The organism is Methylocystis rosea (genome assembly GCF_003855495.1).
In the GTDB taxonomy this organism is placed as follows: Bacteria; Pseudomonadota; Alphaproteobacteria; order Rhizobiales; family Beijerinckiaceae; genus Methylocystis; species Methylocystis rosea_A.
Map to the genome: position 1 here is coordinate 126288 of NZ_CP034086.1, position 17122 is coordinate 143409.

Below are 17122 nucleotides of genomic sequence, written 5' to 3' on the forward strand. Positions count from 1 at the left end.
CGGCCTGGAGTCGTTCTAAGGAAAAACGCCAAGGAAACGCTCCCGCGACCGGCCCTCGCCCCGCCGAAGTCGGACCAGACTCATGCCGCTGCTCGAACAATATCTGCCGCTGGTGATCTTCATCGCCCTATCGGCTGTGATTGCCGGCGCATTGCTCGTCGCGCCCTTCCTGCTTGCGTTCAAGGCGCCGGACCCCGAAAAGCTCTCCGCCTATGAATGCGGCTTCAATCCCTTCAATGACGCGCGCATGAAGTTCGACGTGCGCTTCTATCTCGTCTCTCTGCTTTTCATCGTCTTCGATCTTGAAGTGGCCTTTCTCTTTCCCTGGGCGGTGGCCTTCAAGGAAGCGGGCGCCTTCGGCTTCTGGTCGATGATGGCCTTCCTTGGCGTGCTCACCGTCGGCTTCGTCTACGAGTGGCGCAAGGGAGCTCTGGAATGGGACTGATCGAGAAGGAAGGCGTGCGCCAGACTCTGATCGCGCCGCAGCCCAAGGGACTGATCGATCCGCGCACCGGCAAGCCTGTCGGCTCGGACGACCCGTTCTTTCTGCATCTCAACGACGAACTCGCCGACAAGGGGTTTTTCGTCACCGCCACGGACGACGTCATCAATTGGGCCCGCACCGGCTCGCTGATGTGGATGACTTTCGGTCTCGCCTGCTGCGCCGTCGAGATGATCCAGGCGGCGATGCCGCGCTACGATCTGGAGCGCTTCGGTTTTGCGCCGCGCGCAAGCCCGCGCCAGTCCGACTGCATCATTATCGCCGGCACCCTGACGAACAAAATGGCGCCGGCGATGCGCAAGGTCTACGACCAGATGCCGGAGCCGCGCTACGTGATCTCGATGGGCTCCTGCGCCAACGGCGGCGGCTACTATCACTATTCCTATTCAGTGGTGCGCGGCTGCGATCGCATCATTCCGGTCGACATCTATGTGCCGGGATGCCCGCCTTCGGCGGAGGCGCTCGTCTATGGCATGCTGCTGTTGCAGAAGAAAATCCGGCGCACGGGCACGATCGAGCGCTAACGACGCGAAACTGAGGAGTTGTCCGCCCTCGTCCTTTGAGACGCCCGCTCGCGTGGGCTCCTCAGGATGAGGTCGGGTCAAGCAATTCGCTCATCCTGAGGAGGCGGCGCAGCCGCCGTCTCGAAGGAAGAGGGAATAGCGGCAGGCCAAGGAATTTAGAATGTCGGCTGAGTTGGAAGCTCTCGGCGCTAAAATCAGCGGCGCCTTGCTCGGCGCGGTGACGGATGTGAAGGTCGCCTATGGCGAACTTACGCTGACCGTCGTGCGGGACCGCTGGCTTGAGGTCGCCGCCCATCTGCGCGACAGCCCCGACTGCCTGTTCGTGTGTTTCATCGACGTGACGGCGGCGGATTACCCGCAGCGGACCGAGCGTTTCGAAGTCGTCGCGCATCTGCTCTCGCCCAAATACAACCGCCGTATCCGCATCAAGACGCCGGCGTCGGAAGAAACGCCTGTCGCCTCGCTCGTCACGCTCTATGCCGGCGCCGACTGGTTCGAGCGCGAGACTTACGATCTCTTCGGCGTGATCTTTTCCGGCCATCCCGATCTGCGCCGCATCATGACCGACTACGGCTTCGACGGTCATCCGCTGCGCAAGGATTTCCCGATGACGGGCTTCGTCGAGGTGCGCTACGACGACGAGCAGAAGCGCGTCGTTTATGAGCCGGTGCGGCTCAGCCAGGAATACCGCAACTTCGAATTCCTCTCGCCGTGGGAGGGCGTGCACTACGACCTTCCCGGCGACGAGAAGGCGAGCAAGTGAGCGCGTCGAGATGAACGATCAAACCCCCGCGCCAGCGAAGCCCGAATCGCAGGGCCTACGTAACTTCAACATCAACTTCGGCCCGCAGCATCCGGCGGCGCATGGCGTGCTGCGCCTGATCTTGGAGTTGGATGGCGAGGTCGTCGAGCGCGTCGACCCACATGTGGGCTTCCTGCATCGCGGCACCGAAAAGCTGATGGAGTCGCGGACCTATCTGCAGAACGTCCCCTATTTCGATCGGCTCGACTATTGCGCGCCGATGAATCAGGAGCATGCCTTCTGCCTCGCCATCGAGCGTCTGCTCGGCGTCGAAGTTCCGCGCCGCGGCCAGCTCATTCGCGTGCTTTACGCCGAAATCGGCCGCCTCTTGTCGCATCTGCTCAACGTCACTTCGCAGGCGATGGACGTCGGGGCGCTCACCCCGCCGCTCTGGGGCTATGAAGAGCGCGAGAAGCTGATGGTGTTCTACGAGCGCGCCTCGGGCGCGCGCATGCACGCCAATTATTTCCGGCCCGGCGGCGTCGCGCGCGACCTGCCCGACCAGCTCGTCGAGGATATCGGCGCCTTTTGCGATCCGTTCCTCAAGGTCGTCGAAGATCTCGATGAACTCTTCATCGGCAACCGCATCTTCAAGCAGCGCAACGTCGACATCGGCGTCATCTCTCTGGAAGACGCCTGGAAATGGGGCTTCTCGGGGGTGATGGTGCGCGGCTCGGGCGCCGCCTGGGATCTGCGCAAGGCGCAGCCTTACGAATGCTACGAGGAGATGGAGTTCGACATTCCGGTCGGCAAGCATGGCGATTGCTACGACCGCGCCGTGATCCGCATGGAGGAGATGCGGCAGTCGACCTCGATCATGAAACAATGCGTCGAAAAGCTCATGCGCGCGGAAAACCGCGGCCCGGTGATGGCGCCCAATCACAAGATCACGCCGCCCTCGCGCGGCGAGATGAAGCGCTCGATGGAGGCCTTGATCCATCACTTCAAGCTCTTCACCGAAGGCTTCCACGTGCCGCAGGGCGAGGTCTACGCCGCGGTCGAAGCGCCCAAGGGCGAATTCGGCGTCTATCTCGTGTCTGACGGCGGCGACAAGCCCTATCGCTGCAAGATTCGCGCGCCGGGCTTTGCGCATTTGTCCGCCATGGATTTTCTCTGCAAGAACCACATGCTCGCCGACGTCTCGGCGATCCTGGGTTCGCTCGACATCGTGTTCGGGGAGGTCGATCGCTAATGTCCGTCCGTCGTCTCGCCGAAAAACAGACAGAGAGCTTTGAGTTCACGCCCGAAAACAAGGCGTGGCTCGAGAAGCAGATCGCCAAATACCCCGATGGCCGCCAGGCCTCGATGGTCGTGCCGGCGCTGTGGCAGGCGCAAAAGCAGCATGACAATTGGTTGTCGCAGGCGGCGATCGAAAAAGTCGCGGACGCGCTCGGCATGGCGAAGATCCGCGTGCTTGAAATCGCGACCTTCTATTCGATGTTCAACCTCGAGCCGGTCGGCAAATATTTTATCCAGCTTTGCGGCACGACGCCGTGCCTGCTTGCTGGCTCGGACGACCTCATCGCGGTGCTGCATCGCCGCGTCGGCCCTCAGCGACGGGTGACCGACGACGGGCTGTTCTCGTGGCTCGAGGTCGAATGCCTCGGCGCATGCTGCAACGCGCCGATGGTGCAGATCAACGACGACTATTACGAGGACCTGACCGCCGAGAACTTCGAGAAGCTTCTCGACAATCTCGCCGCATGTCGCCCGGTGAAGATCGGCTCGCAAATCGGCCGCGTCTCTTCCGAGCCGGCGGGTAAGCTGACGAGCCTGACCTCGCTTTACGGCGACGGCGCGAAGTAGCGGAGGGAAGAGGAAAAACCATGCTTTCCGACGCAGATCGTATCTTCACCAATCTTTATGGCCTGGGCGACAGATCGCTTGCCGGCGCGCGAAAGCGTGGCCAGTGGGACAACACCAAGGCGCTGCTCGACAAGGGCCGCGACTCGATCATCAATGAGATCAAGGCGTCGGGATTGCGCGGGCGTGGGGGCGCCGGGTTTTCGACGGGCCTGAAATGGTCCTTTATGCCCAAGGAAATCGACCCCAAGCGTCCGCATTATCTCGTCATCAACGCCGACGAGTCGGAGCCCGGCACGTGCAAAGATCGCGAGATCATGCGCAACGATCCGCATACGCTGGTCGAAGGCGCGCTCATCGCGAGCTTCGCCATGGGCGCGCATGCCTGTTACATTTACATTCGCGGCGAGTTCATCGCCGAGCGCATCGCGCTCCAGAAAGCCGTCGACGAAGCCTATGATGCGCGGCTGATCGGCAAGGACAACGTCCACGGCTATCCGTTCGACCTTTACGTCCATCACGGCGCGGGCGCTTATATTTGTGGCGAAGAGACTGCGCTGCTCGAAAGCCTCGAAGGCAAGAAGGGCATGCCGCGCTTAAAGCCGCCGTTCCCGGCGAATGTCGGTCTCTATGGCTGCCCGACGACGGTCAATAACGTGGAGTCGATCGCTGTCGCGCCGACCATCCTGCGCCGTGGCGCAGCCTGGTTCTCCGGCATCGGCAGGCCCAACAATACGGGCACCAAGCTCTTTTCGATTTCCGGCCACGTCAATCGTCCGTGCAATGTCGAAGAGGCGATGTCGATCTCGTTCCGCGAACTCATCGAGACTCATTGCGGGGGCGTGCGCGGCGGCTGGGACAATTTGCTCGCGGTCATTCCCGGCGGCTCGTCGGTCCGCTGCGTGCCGTCGCATGAGATCGTCGACTGCCCGATGGATTTCGACAGCCTCGTGGCGCTGAAGTCCGGCCTCGGCACGGCGGCGGTGATCGTCATGGACAAATCGACCGACATCATCCGCGCCATCGCGCGCCTCGCCTATTTCTACAAGCACGAGAGCTGCGGCCAGTGCACGCCGTGCCGGGAGGGCACCGGCTGGATGTGGCGCGTCGTGCAGCGCATGGTCGAAGGCCGCGCCCATAAAAAAGAAATCGACATGCTGTTCGATGTGTCAAAGCAGATCGAAGGCCACACGATCTGCGCGCTCGGCGACGCCGCGGCCTGGCCGATCCAGGGGCTCATCACGCATTTCCGCGACGTGATCGAACATCGCATCGATCAATATGCGGCCAATCCGCATCCCGATCCGATCCGCGTGGCGGCCGAGTGATGATCGAACCCATCGAGACTTCGGAGAGAGCGAAGTGACCAAGATTCTCGTCGATGGCGTCGAAGTGGACGTGCCCGGGGATTTCACCCTGCTGCAGGCGTGCGAGCAGGCCGGCGCCGAGATTCCACGCTTTTGTTATCACGAGCGCCTGTCGATCGCCGGCAACTGCCGCATGTGCCTCGTCGAGGTGAAGGGCGGACCGCCGAAGCCGCAGGCCTCCTGCGCCATGTCGGTGAAGGATTTGCGCCCCGGTCCGAACGGCGCGCCGCCGGAAGTGCTCACCAAGTCGCCGATGGTGAAGAAGGCGCGCGAGGGGGTGATGGAGTTTCTGCTGATCAACCATCCGCTCGATTGCCCGATCTGTGATCAGGGCGGCGAATGCGATCTGCAGGATCAGGCGCTGGTCTTTGGCGTCGACAGCTCGCGTTTTCATGAAAACAAGCGCGCGGTCGAGGACAAATATATCGGCGTCCTGGTCAAGACCGAGATGAACCGCTGCATCCATTGCACGCGTTGCGTCCGCTTCACGGCGGAGGTCGCCGGCACGGGCGACATGGGCGCGATCGGCCGCGGCGAAGATATGGAGATCACCACCTATCTCGAAAGCGCGATGACCTCCGAGCTGCAGGGCAATGTCGCGGATCTCTGTCCGGTCGGCGCGCTGCTGCCCAAGCCGCAAAGCTTCCGTGGCCGTCCCTGGGAGTATCAGAAGACCGAGACGATCGACGTCATGGACGCGCTTGGCTCGGCGATCCGCGTCGACTCGCGCGGCCGTGAAGTCATGCGCATTCTGCCGCGCATCAACGACCTCGTGAACGAGGAGTGGATTTCCGACAAGACGCGCCAGATTGTCGACGGTCTGAAGACGCAGCGCCTTGATCGCCCCTATATCCGCGAGAACGGCCGGCTGCGTCCGGCTTCCTGGCAGGAGGCGCTCGCCGCCGTCGCCGCCAAAACCAAGGCGACGCCCGCGTCGCGCATTGGCGCGCTGGTCGGCGATCTCGCCGCGGTCGAAGAGACCTTCGCGCTGAAGCTCCTCGCCGAGCAGCTGGGAACGCCCAATCTCGATTGCCGCCAGGACGGCGCCAAACTCGATCCGAAATTCGGCCGGGCCTCTTATCTCTTCAACGCGACGGTCGCGGGGATCGAGCAGGCGGGCGCCGCGCTCATCATCGGCGCCAATCCGCGCAAGGAAGCGCCTGTTCTCAACGCGCGACTCCGCAAGCGCTGGCTCAGAGGCGACTTCAAGATCTCGCTTGTCGGCGAGCGCGCCGATCTCACCTACGACTACGACTATCTCGGAGCCGGACCGGAATCGCTTCTGCAGTTCATCCGCGTCGCAAAGCCGGCTGAAAAGCTGCTCGTCATCGTCGGGCAGGGCGCTCTGTCGCGTGACGACGGGGAGGCGGCGCTCACGCTCGCCGCTCAGGCCGCGCAAAGGCTCGGCGGTCTCGGCGATGGCTGGAACGGCTTCTCCGTCCTGCATACGGCGGCCGCGCGCGTCGGCGCGCTCGATCTCGGCTTCACGCCAGGCGCCGGCGGGTTGGATGCGCGGGCGATGGCGAAGGCCGGCGCGCTCGATCTCATCTTCAACCTCGGCGCTGACGAAATCGCCATCGAACCGGGCGCCTTCGTGGTTTACATCGGCACGCATGGCGATCGCGGCGCGCATCGCGCCGACGTGATCCTGCCCGGCGCCGCCTATACGGAAAAGTCCGGGCTTTACGTCAATACGGAGGGCCGCGTGCAGCGCGCCTTCCGCGTCGTCTTCCCGCCCGGAGAAGCGCGAGAGGATTGGGCGGTGCTGCGTGCGCTTTCGGGCGCGCTCGGCGCTCCGCTGCCCTTCGATTCGCTTGCGGCGTTGCGCCGGCTGCTCGTCGAGTCCCACCCGCACTTCGCGGAATTGGACGAGATTGCGCCGAGCGAATCCACGCAGGTCGTGGCGCTCGCCAATCATCCGGCCGTGGCGATGAAGGATTTCTTCGCGCCGGCGATCCAAAACTTCTACTTCACAAATCCGATCGCCCGCGCCTCGGCGGTCATGGCGGAATGTTCGGCGCTGGCGCAGGGCCGGCTTGCGCAGGCGGCGGAATAGGAGCTTTGGACGTGAGCGACGGTTGGGCGAGCGCCATTTCGGATTTCTTCATCGCGTATCCGCTTGTTCTCGCGCTCGTGAAGAGCGTTTTGCTGGCGGTCGCGTTGCTCATCTATGTGGCCTATGTGATCCTCGCCGACCGCAAGATCTGGGCGGCGGTGCAGTTGCGCCGCGGACCGAATGTCGTCGGACCCTGGGGGTTGCTGCAGAGCTTCGCGGACTTTCTCAAGTTCGCGCTCAAGGAGCCGGTGATCCCGGACGTCGCCAACAAGGGCGTTTTCCTGTTCGCGCCCTTCATCATGGCGACGCTCTCGATCGCCGCCTGGGCCGTCATTCCGGTCGCCGACGGCTGGGCGGTCGGCGACATCAATGTCGGGATCCTTTATATTTTCGCGCTGTCGTCGCTGGGCGTCTATGGCGTCATCATGGGCGGTTGGGCGTCGAACTCGAAATATCCGTTCCTGTCGGCGCTCCGCTCGGCGGCGCAGATGGTCTCCTATGAAGTCTCGATCGGCTTCGTCATCATCACGGTGCTGCTCTGCGCCGGCTCGCTCAATCTGACCGACATCGTCAATGCGCAGGATACGTCCTACGGCATGGCCGGCTGGTATTGGCTGCGCCTGTTCCCGATGTTCGTCGTCTTCTTCGTCTCGGCGCTCGCCGAGACCAATCGTCCGCCGTTCGATCTCGTGGAGGCGGAGTCGGAGCTCGTCGCCGGCTTCATGATCGAATATTCCGCGACGCCCTACGTTCTGTTCATGCTCGCCGAATATGTGGCGATCGTCACCATGTGCGCGCTGCTGACGATCCTGTTCTTTGGCGGCTGGCTGCCGCCGATCAAGATCGCGCCGTTCACCTACGTCCCGGGCGTGATCTGGTTCACGCTGAAGGTGAGCTTCTTCTTCTTCTTCTTCGCCATGGTGAAGGCTTTCGTGCCGCGCTATCGCTACGATCAGCTGATGCGTTTGGGCTGGAAAGTCTTCCTGCCGATCTCCCTCGCCATGGTCGTCATCGTCGCCGCCGTGCTGCAGTTCTGGCCGGCGGGACCGGCAGGCAGTTGAGGCCGTCATGAAACTCGATCAAGCCGCCAAGTCGCTCTTCCTCACCGAGTTCGTCGGCGCATTTCTGCTGTCGATGCGCTACTTCTTTAAGCCGAAGGCGACGATCAACTATCCGCACGAAAAGAATCCGCAGTCGCCGCGCTACCGCGGCGAGCATGCGTTGCGCCGCTATCCCAATGGCGAGGAGCGCTGCATCGCCTGCAAGCTGTGCGAGGCGATCTGTCCTGCGCAGGCGATCACCATCGAAGCCGGACCGCGCCGCAACGACGGCACCCGCCGCACGACGCGCTACGACATCGACATGGTCAAATGCATCTATTGCGGCTACTGCCAGGAAGCCTGCCCGGTCGACGCCATCGTCGAGGGGCCCAATTCGGAATTCTCGGTCGAGACGCGCGAGGAGCTGTACTACAACAAGGAGCGTCTGCTCGATAACGGCGACCGCTGGGAGCGCGAGATCGCGCGCAACATCGCGATGGACGCGCAGTACAGGTAATTGGACCGCGAGCCTCCAAGCTCGCATGTGAGCGGCGCGAAAGCGCAGCGCTCGAGAGGACGAAGAACGTGCAGGCCGTATTTTTCTACCTATTCGCCACGATCATGATCGCCTCGGCCGGCGTCGTGATCTTCGCGCGCAATCCGGTGCACTCGGTGCTCTTTCTCATCCTCGCCTTCTGCAATGGCGCGGGGCTGTTTCTGCTCGCCGGCGCGGAGTTCCTGGCGATGATCCTGATCGTCGTCTATGTCGGCGCGGTCGCGGTGCTGTTCCTGTTCGTCGTCATGATGCTCGACGTCGATTTCGCCGAGTTGAAGCAGGGCTTCGCCAAATATCTTCCGGTCGGCGTCGGGGTCGGCGTCGTCGTCCTCGCGGAATTAGGTTTCGTTGCGCTCGGTTGGAGTTCGGCGCCTTCGGCCGCCGACGCCGCCGCCAATCCGATCATTCCGCAAATGAGCAACACCGCGGCGCTCGGCCAAATCCTCTATACGAAATATGTGATCTTCTTTCAGGCGTCTGCGCTTGTGCTGCTCACCGCCATGATTGGCGCCATCGTGCTGACGCTGCATCACAAGCCCAACATCAAGCGGCAGAAGATCGAGGAGCAGAACGCGCGCACGCGCGAAAATGTGATCGAGATCAAAAAAGTTCCGTTCCGGACCGGCGTCTAACGAGGACATCCATGCTGACCATCGGCCTCACGCATTACCTCGTCGTCGCAGCGGTCCTGTTCACGCTCGGCGTCGCCGGCATCATCCTCAACCGCAAGAACATCATCGTCATTCTCATGTCGGTTGAGCTGATCCTGCTTGCGGTTAATCTGAACTTTGTCGCCTTCTCGCAGTCGCTCGCCGATTTGACGGGTCAGGTGTTCGCGCTCTTCGTTCTGACCGTCGCGGCGGCGGAGGCGGCGATCGGCCTCGCCATACTCGTCACCTTCTATCGCAACCGCGGCACGATCGCCGTCGAAGACATCAATTCCTTGAAGGGCTGACCCCAGCGATGATTTACGCCATCGTCTTTCTTCCGCTTGTCGGCTTTCTGATCGCAGGCGCGCTCGGACCTTGGATCGGGGTGCGCGCCTCGGAGCTGGTCACCACGGGCTTCTTGATGATCTGCGCCGTGCTGTCTTGGATCGTCTTCTTCGACGTCGCGCTCGGCCACGATCACGGCTATGCGCCGATCATCGGCAATTGGATGACCGTGGGCGACCTAAAGGTCGACTGGGCGCTACGGGTCGATACGCTGACGGCGGTGATGCTCGTCGTCGTCAACACGGTGTCGAGCCTCGTGCATCTCTATTCCATCGGCTACATGCACGAGGATCCGGATCGCCCGCGCTTCTTCGCTTATTTGTCGCTGTTCACTTTCGCCATGCTGATGCTGGTGACGGCCGACAATCTCGTGCAGATGTTTTTTGGCTGGGAGGGCGTCGGTCTCGCGTCCTATCTGCTTATCGGCTTCTGGTATCAAAAGCCCTCGGCTAACGCCGCCGCGATCAAGGCCTTCGTCGTCAACCGCGTCGGCGATTTTGGCTTCGCGCTCGGGATTTTCCTCGTCTTCCAGCTGACGAAGTCGCTTGGCTTTGAGGAGGTCTTCGCCGCCGTCCCGGGGCTTGCCGGCAAGACCATCCATGTCTTCGGCATGGATGTCGACGCGCTGACGCTCGCAACCTTCCTGCTCTTCATCGGCGCGATGGGCAAGTCGGCGCAATTCCTGCTGCACACCTGGCTGCCGGATGCGATGGAAGGCCCGACGCCCGTCTCGGCGCTCATTCACGCTGCGACGATGGTGACGGCCGGCGTCTTCATGGTGGCGCGCCTTTCGCCGATTTTCGAATATGCGCCCGCGACTCTCGAATTCGTGACCTTGGTGGGGGCGGTCACGGCCATTTTCGCCGCGACGGTCGGCCTCGTGCAAAACGACATCAAGCGCGTCATCGCCTATTCGACCTGCTCGCAGCTCGGCTATATGTTCGTTGCGGAAGGGGTCGGCGCCTATAGCATCGGCGTCTATCATCTTTTCACCCACGCCTTTTTCAAGGCGCTGCTGTTTCTCGGCGCGGGCTCCGTGATCCATGCCATGCATCACGAGCAGGACATGCGCAACATGGGCGGGTTGCGTAAGGACATTCCCTTCACCTTCGCGATGATGATCATCGGCACGCTCGCGCTCACGGGCTTCCCGTTCACCGCCGGTTTCTATTCCAAGGACGCGATCATCGAAGCAGCCTACGCCGCGGGCGAACATCATCACGTCGCGATGTTCGCCTTTGTCGCGACCGTGGTCGCCGCCGGCCTGACGTCATTCTATTCCTGGCGGCTGGTGTTCATGACCTTCTTTGGCGCCCGTAAGGACCATGCCGTTCAAACGGACCATGCGGATGAGGAGCCGACGGCGGCGGATTCAGCCCATGCGGATGGCGATCAAACGCATCAGGATCATTCGCACGACCATGGCCATGGCCACGGCCATCACACCCCACACGAGTCGCCGATTGTCATGCTGGCGCCGCTGGCGGTGCTCGGCCTCGGCGCTCTCGGCGCGGGCATCGTCTTTGGCAAATACTTCATCGGCCATGATTACGATGAATTCTGGAAAGGCGCTCTCTTCACCGGCCGCGACAATCACATCATCCATAAGTTCCATGACGTGGCGCTCGGCGTCGGTCTTGCGCCGACCGTGGTGATGGCTTTGGGCTTCGCCGTTGCGCTCTATTTCTATGTGCTGAAGCCGGGAACCGCGCAGGCGCTGGCCAGGGCCTTCCCGCGGCTTTACCGGTTCCTGCTCAACAAATGGTATTTTGACGAGCTCTACGACTTCCTGTTCGTTCGGCCGGCCTTTGCGCTCGGCAGAATGTTCTGGAAGGGCGGCGACGGCGCGATCATCGATGGCCTCGGGCCTGACGGGGTGGCCGCGCGAGTCGCCGATGGCGCCAGGCTCGCGGTGCGCTTGCAGACCGGCTACGTCTATCACTACGCCTTCGCCATGCTCATCGGCGTCGCGGCGGTCGTCACTTACTTCATCGCCGGGGGGCTGCGCTGATGTTTGGTTTCGGCATTCTCTCCGGCGTCACCTTTCTGCCGCTGGTCGGCGTCGCCTTCCTGCTGACGCAGAAGGGCGATGATGAAGCGAGCCTGCGCAATATCCGATGGGCGACGCTGGCGACGACGCTCGCGACCTTCGCGTTGTCGCTAGTCATCTGGTCCGGCTTCGACACGACGAGCGCGGCGTTTCAGTTCGTCGAGGAGAAAAACTGGCTCGGCTCGGGCCTCGTCTACAAGATGGGCGTCGACGGCTTTTCGATGCCCTTCGTCCTGCTGACGACCTTCCTGATGCCCTTCGCCATTCTCGCCTCCTGGGACTCGATCCAGAAGCGCGTGAAAGAATATATGATCGCCTTCCTGGTGCTCGAGACGCTGATGGTCGGCGTCTTCTGCGCGCTCGACATCGTGCTGTTCTATCTCTTCTTCGAGGGCGGCCTCATTCCGATGTTTCTCATCATCGGAATCTGGGGCGGCAAGCGGCGCGTTTACGCGAGCTTCAAATTCTTTCTCTACACGCTCGTCGGTTCGCTCCTCATGCTGGTCGCGATCCTCGCCATGTATGGCAAGGCCGGCACGACCGACATCACCGTGCTGCTGCATACCGACTTCCCCAAGGAGATGCAGACCTGGCTGTGGCTCGCCTTCTTCGCCTCCTTCGCGGTGAAGATGCCGATGTGGCCGGTGCACACCTGGCTGCCCGACGCGCATGTCGAGGCGCCGACGGCCGGCTCCGTGATCCTTGCGGCGATTCTCCTGAAGATGGGCGGCTACGGCTTCATCCGCTTCTCGCTGCCGATGTTTCCCGACGCTTCGACCAATTTCGCGCCGCTCATCTACGCGCTGTCGGTGATCGCGATCGTCTACACCTCGCTCGTCGCGCTCGTTCAGGAAGACATCAAGAAGCTCATCGCCTATTCGTCCGTCGCGCATATGGGCTTCGTCACGATGGGCCTCTTCACGCTCAATGCGCAAGGCATGCAGGGCGCGATCTTCCAGATGATCTCGCACGGCCTCGTCTCCGGCGCGCTGTTCCTTTGCGTCGGCGTGATCTACGACCGCATGCATACGCGCGAGATCTCCGCCTATGGCGGGCTCGTCAACCGCATGCCGATCTACGCCTTCGTGTTCATGCTGTTCACCATGGCGAATGTCGGCCTGCCAGGAACGACGGGCTTCATCGGCGAGTTCCTGTCGCTGACCGGCGCGTTCCAGGCGAATAGCTGGGTCGCGCTGATCGCGACGAGCGGCGTCGTTCTGTCTGCGGCGTACGCCCTCTATCTCTACCGCCGCGTGATCTTCGGGGTTTTGGACAAGGCCAGCCTCAAGAACATCGCCGATCTGACGCCGCGCGAGATTGCGATCTTCACGCCGCTTGTCCTGCTCACGATTTACTACGGCGTGCAGCCGCAGGCCATTCTGAGCGCGACGCAGGCGTCGGTCGACAATCTCATCCAGACTCATACGGCGCTCATCGACGCGATTAAGCTCGCGGCGGCTGGCCAATGACGGATCGCTGACGATGCCCTTCTTCGTTCAACTCGCGCACCATTTTCTTCCTGAGACCATTCTCGCCGTTGGCGTGATGGCCCTCATCCTCATCGGCGCCTTCCGCGGCGAGCGCGGTTTCGGCCTCGTTGACGAAATGGCCGTCGGCATTCTGGGCCTCGCCTTGGTCGCGATCGCGCTGTCGAGCACGCCGGACACGAGCATCTTCGACGGCGCCTATATCGACGACGGGTTCTCGCGCTTCATGAAGGCGCTGACGCTCATCGGCGCGATCGTGTCGATTCTGCTGTCCGTCGACTGGCTGCAACGCAACGGGCTCGAGAAATTCGAATATCCGGTGCTCATCATTCTCTCGACGCTCGGCATGTTGCTGCTGATTTCAGCCGATAATCTCATCGCGCTCTATCTCGGCCTCGAGCTGATGTCGCTGGCGCTCTATGTCATGGCCGCCTTCGCGCGCGACGACGGGCGATCGTCGGAGGCCGGGCTGAAATATTTCGTCCTCGGCGCTCTCTCTTCCGGCATGATGCTTTACGGCGCGTCGCTGCTCTACGGCTTCGCGGGGACAGTGTCCTTCGCCGGGATCGCGTCGGTCGTCTCGACCTCGGCGCCAATCGGCGTGATCTTCGGGCTTGTCTTCGTCCTCGCCGCGCTCGCCTTCAAAATGTCGGCGGCGCCGTTCCATATGTGGACGCCCGACGTCTATCAGGGCGCGCCGACGCCGGTCACCGCCTTCTTCGCATCGGCCGCCAAAATGGCGGCGGTGGCGATCACCGTGCGCATTGTCATTACCGCCTTTCCCGGCGTGAAAGACCAATGGCGCCAGATCATCATCTTCATCGCCATCGCTTCGATGCTGCTCGGCTCTTTCGCGGCGATCGGGCAGGAGAATATCAAGCGGCTGATGGCCTATTCCTCGATCGGCCATATGGGGTTTGCGCTGATCGGACTGGCTGCCGGCGACGAGGCGGGCGTGCGCGGCGTCGCGATCTACCTCACGATCTATCTGATCATGACGCTCGGGACTTTCGCCGCCATTCTCGCGATGCGCGTCGAAGGCAGATATGTCGAGAACGTCTCCGACCTCGCCGGCCTGTCGCGCACCAATAGTTGGATGGCCTTCTTCCTGGCGATGCTGATGTTCTCGCTTGCCGGCGTTCCGCCGCTCGCGGGCTTTTTCGCCAAATATTACGTGCTCCTCGCCGCGGTCGACGCTGGCCTCTTCGGCCTCGCGGTCATCGGCGTCCTGGCGAGCGCGGTTGCGGCCTACTACTATCTGCGGGTCGTCAAGGTCATGTATTTTGATGAACCGGCGCCGGCCTTCGACCGCGCGCCGATGGCGCTGCGCGCGGTGCTTGGCGCCTCCACGCTGGCGCTGCTTGGCTTTTGGGTCTATCCCTCCCCAGTCATGGATGCGGCGGCGGCGGCGGCGAAGTCGCTTTTCTAGGGAGGTAATTCGCGCGTGGAGTTGGGATCATTGGCGCGCGCCCGCGGCGTGCGCCTCCTCGCGCTGGAGAGCGTCGATTCGACCAATGACGAAGCCCGACGTTTGATCGAGGCGGGCGAGCGCGGACCGTTATGGGTGGTCGCCGCGCGGCAGACGCGCGGCCATGGCCGTCTCGGACGCGACTGGATTTCGCCGCCGGGCAATCTTCATGCGAGCCTTGTTCTTGGCGATTTCGGCGAAGCCGCCGTGGCGCCGCAGCTCGGCTTCGTGGCGGGCGTCGCGGCCATGCGCGGGTTGCGCGCCGCGACAGGCGGCGCCGGCCGCTTCGCGCTGAAATGGCCCAATGATCTTCTGCTCGAGGGCGCCAAGCTCGGCGGGATTTTGCTCGAGAATGTCGGCGTGCCGACAGGCGACGCGCGCGCGCCCCGCACCTCCGTCGCGATCATTGGCCTCGGCGTCAACTGCGCCGAGGCGCCGCGCGATCTGCCCTTCGAAGCGCGCGCGCTGGCGTCGATCGGGCCGAACGCGCCAGACGCTGCGACGCTCTTTACGCATCTGTCGGACGCGCTCGTCGAAACGCTTGATCTTTGGCGGGGCGGCGAGGGCTTCGCCCGCATCCGAGACGCTTGGCTCAAGGACGCCGCCTATATCGGCGCCCAAATCCGCGTTGAGCTGCCGCGCGAGACCGTCGAGGGGCGCCTCGCGACCATCGACGCGATCGGCCGTCTCGTGCTGGCGACGCGTGACGGCGAGCGCATCATCGAGGCGGGCGACGTGTCGCTCGGCCCGCGGCAGACCACGGCGGGAGGCGTCGCATGACGACGCCGGACGCGGACCTCGTCTTCGTGCCGCTCGGCGGCTTGGGCGAAATCGGCATGAACATGGCGCTCTACGGCTACGGGCCGCCGAAAGCGCGCAAATGGCTGATGGTCGACTGCGGCCTCGGATTTCCGGGACCCGAGGCGCCCGGCGTCGACCTCGTCTTCGCCGACATCGCCTTCGTCGAGAAGATCGCGCGCGATCTCGTCGGCATTTGCATCACCCATGCGCATGAGGATCATATCGGCGGGCTCGCGACCTTATGGCCGCGGCTCAAATGCAGGGTGTTCGCCACCCCCTTTGCGGCGGGCCTCCTTGAAGTGCGGCGGTTGAACGAACCCGGCGCGCCGAAGATCGACATTTCCCTGACGCATGCCGGCGCAAAGCTCGATCTCGATCCGTTCCAGGTCGAATATGTCGCGGTCGCGCATTCGATTCCGGAAGCGAATGCGCTCGCGATCCGAACGCCGCTCGGCCTGCTGCTCCACACCGGCGACTGGAAGATCGATCCGCAGCCCGGCGTCGGGACGCGCATCGACGAGGCGCGGCTCCGCGCGCTCGGCGACGAGGGCGTCACGGCGCTCATCTGCGACTCGACCAACATCCTGCGCGAGGGCGACAGTTTTTCGGAAGCCGACGTTGCGCGCACGTTGCGCACGCTGATCGCCGAAGCCCCGGGCCGGGTGCTGGTCACGACCTTCGCGTCCAATATTGCGCGGCTGCGCGGCATCGGCGAAGCGGCGCAGGCCTGCGGGCGCACCGTCGTCGTCGCCGGGAGGGCGATGGATCGCGCCATCCAGGTCGCGCGAGATTGCGGCTATCTCGACGGGCTCCCCGGATTTCACGCGCCAGAATTGCTGCCGACCTTGCCGCGCGACAAGACCGTCGTCATCGCGACCGGAAGCCAGGGCGAGTACCGCGCCGCCATGGCCCGGGCGGCGGTGAACGAACATCCGGCGATCAAGCTTGTCGCGGGCGATCGGGTGATCTTCTCCTCGCGCGTCATTCCGGGAAATGCGCGCGACGTCTTTCGCGTCATCAACGCTCTTTGCGACATCGGCGTCGAGGTCATCACCGACCACGACCACCTCGTGCATTGCTCCGGCCATCCGCGCCGCGGCGAAGTCAGGCAAATGTACGAATGGATCCGGCCGCAGATCGCCGTGCCGGCCCATGGCGAGGCGCATCATCTCACTGCGCATGCGGCCTTCGCCAAGTCGCATGGCGTTTCGCAGGTCGTCTCGGCGCGCAATGGCGACATCGTAAGACTGGCGCCGGGCGCGCCGGGCATCATCGGGAAGGCCCCGCACGGCCGTCTGATGAAGGATGGCGACGTCGTCCTGACCGAAGACGACGGCGCCGTGCGTGACCGCTTGCGCCTCTCTGCCACCGGCGTCATTTCCATCGCGCTGGCGGTCGACCGCAAGGGCGAGCTTGTCGGCGATCCGGACGTCGTCTTCGCTGGGGTGCCGAAACGCGGCAAATTCGGCGAGGAGATGGGCGAAGTCATTGACGAGGCGCTCTTTGCAGCTTTCGAGGGACTGTCGCGTCCGCGGCGCCGCGACGCCGACGCCGTTTCAAAGGCGATCGAGCGCGCCGTTCGCGGCGCCGTATCGTCCGTCTGGGGCAAGAAGCCCACGGTGCATGTGATGGTCGTGGCCACCTGAGCGGCGACGCGCTCAGGCGGATCGC

At 63.2% G+C, this 17122-nt stretch carries 16 protein-coding genes; all 16 read left to right on the forward strand.

The genetic code is table 11. The features are described 5' to 3' along the window. Window positions 1-82 precede the first annotated feature (82 nt). The 16 genes from EHO51_RS00525 to EHO51_RS00600 all read left to right on the forward strand — a co-directional run bounded on the left by EHO51_RS00525 (window position 83) and on the right by EHO51_RS00600 (window position 17097). Window positions 83-445, forward strand: coding sequence for an NADH-quinone oxidoreductase subunit A (locus tag EHO51_RS00525; protein WP_014891230.1), 363 nt, complete (start codon window positions 83-85; stop codon window positions 443-445). Beyond that, entirely contained in the window at window positions 436-1026 is a 591-nt protein-coding gene (locus tag EHO51_RS00530) for a NuoB/complex I 20 kDa subunit family protein (protein WP_018407003.1), read from the forward strand. Before EHO51_RS00525 ends, EHO51_RS00530 begins: the two co-directional genes overlap by 10 nt. Window positions 1027-1186: 160 nt before the next feature. Next, window positions 1187-1789 (forward strand): NADH-quinone oxidoreductase subunit C, encoded by a 603-nt coding sequence (locus EHO51_RS00535; protein WP_124737246.1) that lies wholly within the window; start codon window positions 1187-1189, stop codon window positions 1787-1789. 10 nt (window positions 1790-1799) lie between these two features. Continuing rightward, window positions 1800-3020, forward strand: coding sequence for an NADH-quinone oxidoreductase subunit D (locus EHO51_RS00540; RefSeq protein ID WP_124737247.1), 1221 nt, complete (start codon window positions 1800-1802; stop codon window positions 3018-3020). Continuing rightward, the gene (gene nuoE, locus EHO51_RS00545; protein WP_124737248.1) at window positions 3020-3634 is read left to right on the forward strand and encodes an NADH-quinone oxidoreductase subunit NuoE; all 615 of its coding nucleotides are present in this window, start codon (window positions 3020-3022) and stop codon (window positions 3632-3634) included. Before EHO51_RS00540 ends, nuoE begins: the two co-directional genes overlap by 1 nt. A gap of 20 nt (window positions 3635-3654) precedes the next feature. After that, complete coding sequence (nuoF, locus tag EHO51_RS00550; RefSeq protein WP_018407007.1) at window positions 3655-4959, forward strand: NADH-quinone oxidoreductase subunit NuoF; 1305 nt, start codon at window positions 3655-3657, stop codon at window positions 4957-4959. A 34-nt stretch (window positions 4960-4993) separates the two neighbouring features. After that, the gene (nuoG, locus tag EHO51_RS00555; RefSeq protein ID WP_124737249.1) at window positions 4994-7054 is read left to right on the forward strand and encodes an NADH-quinone oxidoreductase subunit NuoG; all 2061 of its coding nucleotides are present in this window, start codon (window positions 4994-4996) and stop codon (window positions 7052-7054) included. An 11-nt stretch (window positions 7055-7065) separates the two neighbouring features. Further along, window positions 7066-8115: an NADH-quinone oxidoreductase subunit NuoH gene (nuoH, locus tag EHO51_RS00560; protein ID WP_370646324.1), complete on the forward strand. Its 1050-nt coding sequence runs from the start codon at window positions 7066-7068 to the stop codon at window positions 8113-8115. Window positions 8116-8122: 7 nt separating this feature from the next. Next, complete coding sequence (gene nuoI / locus EHO51_RS00565; RefSeq protein ID WP_018407010.1) at window positions 8123-8611, forward strand: NADH-quinone oxidoreductase subunit NuoI; 489 nt, start codon at window positions 8123-8125, stop codon at window positions 8609-8611. A gap of 68 nt (window positions 8612-8679) precedes the next feature. Beyond that, window positions 8680-9282: an NADH-quinone oxidoreductase subunit J gene (locus EHO51_RS00570; protein WP_029648971.1), complete on the forward strand. Its 603-nt coding sequence runs from the start codon at window positions 8680-8682 to the stop codon at window positions 9280-9282. Window positions 9283-9293: 11 nt separating this feature from the next. Further along, window positions 9294-9605, forward strand: coding sequence for an NADH-quinone oxidoreductase subunit NuoK (gene nuoK, locus EHO51_RS00575; RefSeq protein WP_018407012.1), 312 nt, complete (start codon window positions 9294-9296; stop codon window positions 9603-9605). An 8-nt stretch (window positions 9606-9613) separates the two neighbouring features. Next, window positions 9614-11656, forward strand: a complete 2043-nt coding sequence (nuoL, locus tag EHO51_RS00580; RefSeq protein ID WP_124737250.1) for an NADH-quinone oxidoreductase subunit L — start codon at window positions 9614-9616, stop codon at window positions 11654-11656. Beyond that, entirely contained in the window at window positions 11656-13164 is a 1509-nt protein-coding gene (locus tag EHO51_RS00585) for an NADH-quinone oxidoreductase subunit M (protein WP_124737251.1), read from the forward strand. The genes nuoL and EHO51_RS00585 overlap by 1 nt, the downstream gene beginning before the upstream one ends. A 13-nt stretch (window positions 13165-13177) precedes the next feature. Beyond that, window positions 13178-14611: an NADH-quinone oxidoreductase subunit NuoN gene (gene nuoN / locus EHO51_RS00590; RefSeq protein WP_124737252.1), complete on the forward strand. Its 1434-nt coding sequence runs from the start codon at window positions 13178-13180 to the stop codon at window positions 14609-14611. 30 nt (window positions 14612-14641) lie between these two features. Beyond that, window positions 14642-15430, forward strand: coding sequence for a biotin--[acetyl-CoA-carboxylase] ligase (locus EHO51_RS00595; protein WP_245434684.1), 789 nt, complete (start codon window positions 14642-14644; stop codon window positions 15428-15430). Continuing rightward, window positions 15427-17097, forward strand: coding sequence for a ribonuclease J (locus tag EHO51_RS00600; protein ID WP_124737254.1), 1671 nt, complete (start codon window positions 15427-15429; stop codon window positions 17095-17097). Before EHO51_RS00595 ends, EHO51_RS00600 begins: the two co-directional genes overlap by 4 nt. Window positions 17098-17122 lie beyond the last annotated feature (25 nt).

Excerpts from the sequence above, each read along its gene's own strand:
- nuoI (WP_018407010.1), top strand. The coding sequence starts at position 8,123 with ATGAAACTCGATCAAGCCGCCAAGTCGCTCTTCCTCACCGAGTTCGTC.
- EHO51_RS00530 (WP_018407003.1), top strand. The coding sequence starts at position 436 with ATGGGACTGATCGAGAAGGAAGGCGTGCGCCAGACTCTGATCGCGCCG.
- EHO51_RS00535 (WP_124737246.1), top strand. The coding sequence starts at position 1,187 with ATGTCGGCTGAGTTGGAAGCTCTCGGCGCTAAAATCAGCGGCGCCTTG.
- nuoN (WP_124737252.1), top strand. The coding sequence starts at position 13,178 with ATGCCCTTCTTCGTTCAACTCGCGCACCATTTTCTTCCTGAGACCATT.
- EHO51_RS00540 (WP_124737247.1), top strand. The coding sequence starts at position 1,800 with ATGAACGATCAAACCCCCGCGCCAGCGAAGCCCGAATCGCAGGGCCTA.
- EHO51_RS00600 (WP_124737254.1), top strand. The coding sequence starts at position 15,427 with ATGACGACGCCGGACGCGGACCTCGTCTTCGTGCCGCTCGGCGGCTTG.
- nuoK (WP_018407012.1), top strand. The coding sequence starts at position 9,294 with ATGCTGACCATCGGCCTCACGCATTACCTCGTCGTCGCAGCGGTCCTG.
- nuoE (WP_124737248.1), top strand. The coding sequence starts at position 3,020 with ATGTCCGTCCGTCGTCTCGCCGAAAAACAGACAGAGAGCTTTGAGTTC.
- nuoL (WP_124737250.1), top strand. The coding sequence starts at position 9,614 with ATGATTTACGCCATCGTCTTTCTTCCGCTTGTCGGCTTTCTGATCGCA.
- EHO51_RS00525 (WP_014891230.1), top strand. The coding sequence starts at position 83 with ATGCCGCTGCTCGAACAATATCTGCCGCTGGTGATCTTCATCGCCCTA.
- nuoF (WP_018407007.1), top strand. The coding sequence starts at position 3,655 with ATGCTTTCCGACGCAGATCGTATCTTCACCAATCTTTATGGCCTGGGC.
- EHO51_RS00585 (WP_124737251.1), top strand. The coding sequence starts at position 11,656 with ATGTTTGGTTTCGGCATTCTCTCCGGCGTCACCTTTCTGCCGCTGGTC.